5 protein-coding genes are annotated in these 5,127 nt (G+C 71.2%); 4 read left to right on the top strand and 1 reads right to left on the bottom strand.

The features are described 5' to 3' along the window. Positions 1 to 1,213, top strand: a 1,213-nt coding sequence (locus JWP65_RS11520; RefSeq protein WP_299763809.1) for an ATP-dependent DNA helicase, incomplete at its 5' end; no start/stop codon positions are given. 44 nt (positions 1,214 to 1,257) lie between these two features. On the opposite strand, the gene JWP65_RS11515 is transcribed toward JWP65_RS11520, so the two are convergent. Next, entirely contained in the window at positions 1,258 to 2,037 is a 780-nt protein-coding gene (locus tag JWP65_RS11515; RefSeq protein ID WP_299763807.1) for an outer membrane protein assembly factor BamD, read from the bottom strand. Between the two features lie 131 nt (positions 2,038 to 2,168). On the opposite strand from JWP65_RS11515, the gene JWP65_RS11510 reads away from it, so the two are divergent. The 3 genes from JWP65_RS11510 to JWP65_RS11500 all read left to right on the top strand — a co-directional run. Then, complete coding sequence (locus tag JWP65_RS11510) at positions 2,169 to 3,134, top strand: RluA family pseudouridine synthase (protein WP_299763811.1); 966 nt, start codon at positions 2,169 to 2,171, stop codon at positions 3,132 to 3,134. 91 nt (positions 3,135 to 3,225) lie between these two features. Continuing rightward, positions 3,226 to 3,927 carry an SMC-Scp complex subunit ScpB gene (gene scpB, locus JWP65_RS11505; protein WP_299763805.1) on the top strand — a complete coding sequence of 234 codons (702 nt, stop codon included), beginning with the start codon at positions 3,226 to 3,228 and terminating at the stop codon, positions 3,925 to 3,927. A 3-nt stretch (positions 3,928 to 3,930) separates the two neighbouring features. Then, positions 3,931 to 5,127: pseudouridine synthase (locus JWP65_RS11500; protein ID WP_299763803.1), on the top strand; the 1,197-nt coding region annotated here is incomplete at its 3' end.

Here is a 5,127-nt window from a genome sequence, read left to right as displayed (position 1 = left end):
CCTGGTGGACTGGCAGCAATGCGCCGCCGGCCTGGAGCGCTCCGCGCGCGACCTGCGGCTAGTGGTCGGGCGCAGCAGCGCCGGCAATCGACTGCGCTGGACCGGGGACACGTCGCAGGGCGTGGATCCGTCGGCATGGGCCGAGGGGCTGGAGGCCGTGGAGCAGGCGCTCGATGGTGCACTCGACGCGCTGTCGACGGTCAGCGAGATCGCCCCCGACTTCGCGCGCCTGCACGAGCGCGCCGCCACCCTGGCGCAGCGCGTGCGCGGCTTCGCCGGCGCCGCCGCCGTCGGCTCGGTGCGCTGGCTGGACGTGTCCACCCACCTGCGGCTGATCGAGTCGCCGCTGGACATCGCCAAGGCGGTGCAGGAACGCTTGCTCAAGGCCGACGCCGAGCCGGACCCGGAGGCGGTGCCGCGCAGCTGGATCTTCACCTCGGCGACACTGGGCGACGACGCCCGCCTGTCGTGGTTCACCGAGCCTTGCGGACTGGGCGAGGCCGAGGTCTTGCGCGTGGCCAGCCCGTTCGACTATTCCACCCAGGCGGCGCTGTACGTCCCGCGCCAGCTGCCCAAGCCGAATGATCCGGCCCACACCGGCGCGGTCGCCGCGCTGGTGCAGCGCGCGGTGCAGCGCCTGGGCGGCCGCACGCTGGTGCTGACCACGACGCTGCGCGCGTTGCGCGCGATCGGCGAGCAGCTGCAGGCGCGCTTCGACGGCACCGGCGAGGTCGAGGTGCTGGTGCAGGGCCAGTGGCCCAAGCGGCGGCTGATCGAGCGCTTCCGCGAGGGCGCTGCCGACGGCCGCCCGGGCTGCGTGCTGGTGGCTTCCGCGTCGTTCTGGGAAGGCATCGACGTGCCGGGCGACGCGCTGGAGCTGGTGATCATCGACAAGCTGCCATTCCCGCCGCCGGGCGACCCGCTGGTGGAGGCGCGCGGCCAGCGGCTGCAGGAGCAGGGCCGCAGCCCGTTCAACGACTATTTCGTGCCGGAAGCGGCGGTGGCGTTGAAGCAGGGCGCCGGCCGCCTGATCCGGCGCGAAACCGACCGCGGCCTGCTGGTGGTGTGCGACACCCGACTGGCCACCATGGGCTACGGCCGCCGCCTGCTGGCCGCGCTGCCGCCGATGCGCAGACTGCAGGACGAGGCGGAGTTCGAGGCTGCGCTGGAGAGCCTGGCGCCGCCGGGGACAGCGTCAGAGCAGATCCTATGACGCGAGGGTGCGCAGCAAAGCTGCACACCGACGGGGTTACGGGGCTACCAGAGCTTCCACCACGGGTCGCTCGATCCCTTGCCGCCGCGCGTGAGGTACTCGCTGCCCGGATAGTTCTTCTCCATCACCCGGCGCGTGTCGTCGCGCAGCTGCGTCATGCCCAGTGCGTCGTACGCGCGCACCAGGATGAACAGCGCTTCTTCCAGCGCCGGCACGTCGCGGTAGTCGGCCAGGGCGGCCTGGGCGCGGTTGATGGCGGCCACGTAGGCGCCGCGGCTGTAGTAGTAGCGTGCCACGTGCACCTCGTACTGGGCCAGCGAGTTGACGATGTACGTCATGCGCAGGCGGGCGTCGGGCGTGTAGCGCGAATCCGGGAAGCGGGCGACCAGGTCGCGAAACGACTCGAACGATTCCTTGGCGGCCTTCTGGTCGCGCTCGGACAGGTCCTGCCGCGAGATGAACGACAGCAGGCCTAGGTTGTCGTTGAAGTTGGTGATGCCCTTGAGGTACAGCGCGTAGTCCAGCGCCGGGCTGGCCGGATGCAGCTTGATGAAGCGGTCCAGCGTGGCATGCGCCTGCGCCTGTTCGCCGGCCTTGTAGTGGGCATAGGCGCGCTCCAGCTGCGCCTGCTGCGCCAGCGGCGTGCCGGCGGCCCGGCCTTCGAGTTTTTCCAGCAGCGGGACCGCCTTGTCGTAGGCGCCCGCGTTCAGTTCGTCCCTGGCTTCGGCGTAGAGCTTGTTGGGGCTCCAGCCGGCGGTCTTGTCCTCGTCGGGGGTGGAAGAACAGCCCGCCAGCAGCAACGCGGCCAACAGGGCGGAGAACATCGATAATTTGCCTGGCAGACGCACGCGTAACTCTCTTCCTAAAGGGCCGAGCCATTATATCGACCGACCCCACCTTCTCCGCCGCGGACCTCCCCGGCGACCACGACCTGCTGGACGAACCCGGCCCCGAGCTGGAAATCCGCGCCTTCACGGTGGACCCCCCGCTGCACGGGCAGCGGCTCGACCGCGCGCTCGCCGTGCTGTTGCCCGAGTTCTCCCGCAGCTTCCTGCAACAGCTGATGGAGGCGGGTGCCGTCGCCCTGCGCGGGCAGCCCGCCACCAAGCCGTCGCACAAGGTGCGCGCCGGCGATGCCGGCCAGGTCGAATTGCGGCCCACCCCGCAAAGCCAGGCCTTCCAGCCGGAAGACCTGGCGCTGGACATCGTCCACGAGGACGCCCACCTGCTGGTGCTGAACAAGCCGGCCGGGCTGGTGGTGCATCCGGCGCCCGGCAACTGGAGCGGCACGCTGCTCAACGGCCTGCTCGGTCGTGATCCGGGGGCCCGCACGCTGCCGCGCGCCGGCATCGTGCACCGCCTGGACAAGGACACCAGCGGCCTGATGGTGGTGGCCCGCACGCGCCAGGCCATGGACCGCCTGGTCGCCATGATCGCGGCGCGCGAGGTGGCGCGCCAGTACCTGGCGCTGGTCCACCGGCCCTGGCAGGGCCCGGCCCGGCGCCGGGTCGAGGCGCCGATCGGCCGCGACCCGCGCAATCGCCTGCGCATGGCGGTGGTCGATCTGCAGCGCAACCCCGGCAAGGCCGCGGCCACGGTGGTCGACCTGCTGGCGCAGGCGCCGGAAGGCAGCGCCTTGCGCTGCACGCTGGAGACCGGCCGCACGCACCAGATCCGCGTGCACCTGGCCCACCTTGGCCACCCGATCGTCGGCGATGCCCTGTACGGTGGCGCGCCCGTCGGCGGCTTGCAGCGGCAGGCGCTGCACGCCTTCCGGCTGGCCTTCGCGCATCCGGTCACCGGGGAGCCGCTGGCCTTCCATTCGCCGCTACCGCCCGACCTGCAGCAGGCGTGGTCCGCCTGGGGGCTGCGTTACAATGAATCCGAATGGCTCACGAGCCAACCCGCGGCGGCAGCCTGACAGGCGCGTCCGTTCCAGGGTTTCCATGGCGCCACCCGGCTGAAAGGTGGCGTCTCTTGCAAGGCAAGACTCCCGGACCACCGACAAGACCATGAATACGGCGGACGCCCGGCGTGTCCTAGAGACCGCGTTGATCTGCGCGCAGCAGCCGCTGTCCGTGCGGGAGCTGCGCGTTCTGTTCGGTGACGAACTGGGGGCCGACACGCTCAAGGAGCTGCTGGCGGAGCTGCAGCACGAATGGACCCGGCGCGGCGTCGAACTGGTCTGCGTGGCCACCGGCTGGCGGTTCCAGAGCCGCCCTGAAATGCGCGAGTACCTCGATCGCCTGCATCCCGAGAAGCCGCCCCGCTACAGTCGCGCCGCGCTCGAGACGCTGGCCATCATCGCGTACAAGCAACCGGTCACGCGTGGCGACATGGAAGACATCCGCGGCGTCACCATCACCAGCCAGATCATCAAGCAGCTGGAAGACCGCGGCTGGGTCGAGGTGATCGGTCACCGCGAAGCGGTCGGCCGGCCGGCACTGTTCGCCACCACGCGCCAGTTCCTCGACGACCTCGGGCTGGCGTCGCTGGACCAGCTGCCCGAGCTGCAAAATCCGGCCCAGCAGGCCGGCGTGTTCGAAGCGCTGGCCGCCAGCCTGGAGCCGCAGGCCACCCTTGCGATCGGCGCTGGCCAGCCCGATCTCCTCACTCCTTCCCCTTCCGGCGACGGCGCTGCCCAGCCGGCGGCCGAGCCGGGCCCGGGCCCCAGCGGCGACCGCGGCGGCGCGGCGCAAGCCATCGAGACGTAAAGAATGAACGATCCCACCGAAGCCATGGCCTCCCCGCCTCCCGACGACGCCGCAGGCCGCGAGGGCACCGAGCCGCCGGCGCCGGTCGCGCCCACCAACGGCGAGGAGGGGGCACGGCCGCCGGCTGACGAACCCGCCGAACCCGCCGAATCCGCCGCCGTCGCCGCCGCCCCGGCCCGGCCGCAAGCCAGCGACGAGGACGGCGACGACGCGGATGAAGACGACGTCGACGGCCAACGGCTGCCGGCGCGCAGACAGCGTCCGCCCCGGGCGCCTGAAGTGCCGGCCTTCGAGGCGACGGACCCGTTCGAGGACGTGCTCTCGGGCCGCTTCGACGCCGAGGCCGAGGACCCGGAAGCCGTGGCGCTGGACAAGCGCGTGCTGGCGCCGCAGCCGGAAACGCCCAAGCTGCACAAGGTGCTGGCGCAAGCGGGCCTGGGCTCGCGGCTGGAGATGGAGCAGCTCATCATGGAAGGGCGCATCTCGGTCAACAACGAGCCGGCCCACATCGGCCAGCGCATCCAGTACGGCGACCAGATCAAGGTCAACGGCAAGCCGATCAAGGTGCGGATCGACCCACCGCCGGCACGCGTGATCGCCTACCACAAGCCGATCGGCGAGGTCGTCACCACCGACGACCCGCAAAACCGCCCGACGGTGTTCCGCAAGCTGCCCAAGCTGCCCACCGGCAAGTGGCAGTCGGTCGGCCGTCTCGACCTGAACACCGAGGGCCTGCTGCTGTTCACCAACTCCGGGGAACTCGCCAACAAGCTGATGCACCCGCGCTTCGGCCTGCAGCGCGAGTACGCCGTTCGCGTGCTCGGCGCGCTGAACAACGAGGAGCGCCAGAAACTGCTGGACGGCGTCACGCTCGAGGACGGCCGGGCCGCGTTTGGCTCGATCGAGGAGGGCGGAGGCGAAGGCTCCAACGTCTGGTACCGCGTCACCATCAACGAAGGCCGCAACCGCGAGGTGCGGCGCATGTTCGAGGTGGTCGGCCATGCGGTCAGCCGCCTGATCCGCATCCGCTATGGCGCCATGGTGCTGCCGCGCGGGCTCAAGCGCGGCGTGTGGATGGAACTGGACGAGCGCGACATCCAGGCGCTGGGCAGCGCCGTCGGCGCGCCCGGGCTGAGCCAGCCGCAGCAGCGGCGCGAGCCCGACAGCGCCGAACGCGGCCGCAACAAGCGCCGCCGCGGC

The organism is Ramlibacter sp., from assembly GCF_028292805.1.
GTDB lineage: Bacteria > Pseudomonadota > Gammaproteobacteria > Burkholderiales > Burkholderiaceae_C > Ramlibacter.
The sequence above is the reverse complement of the archived record's forward strand: the minus strand, read 5'-3'. Positions and strand labels throughout refer to the sequence as shown.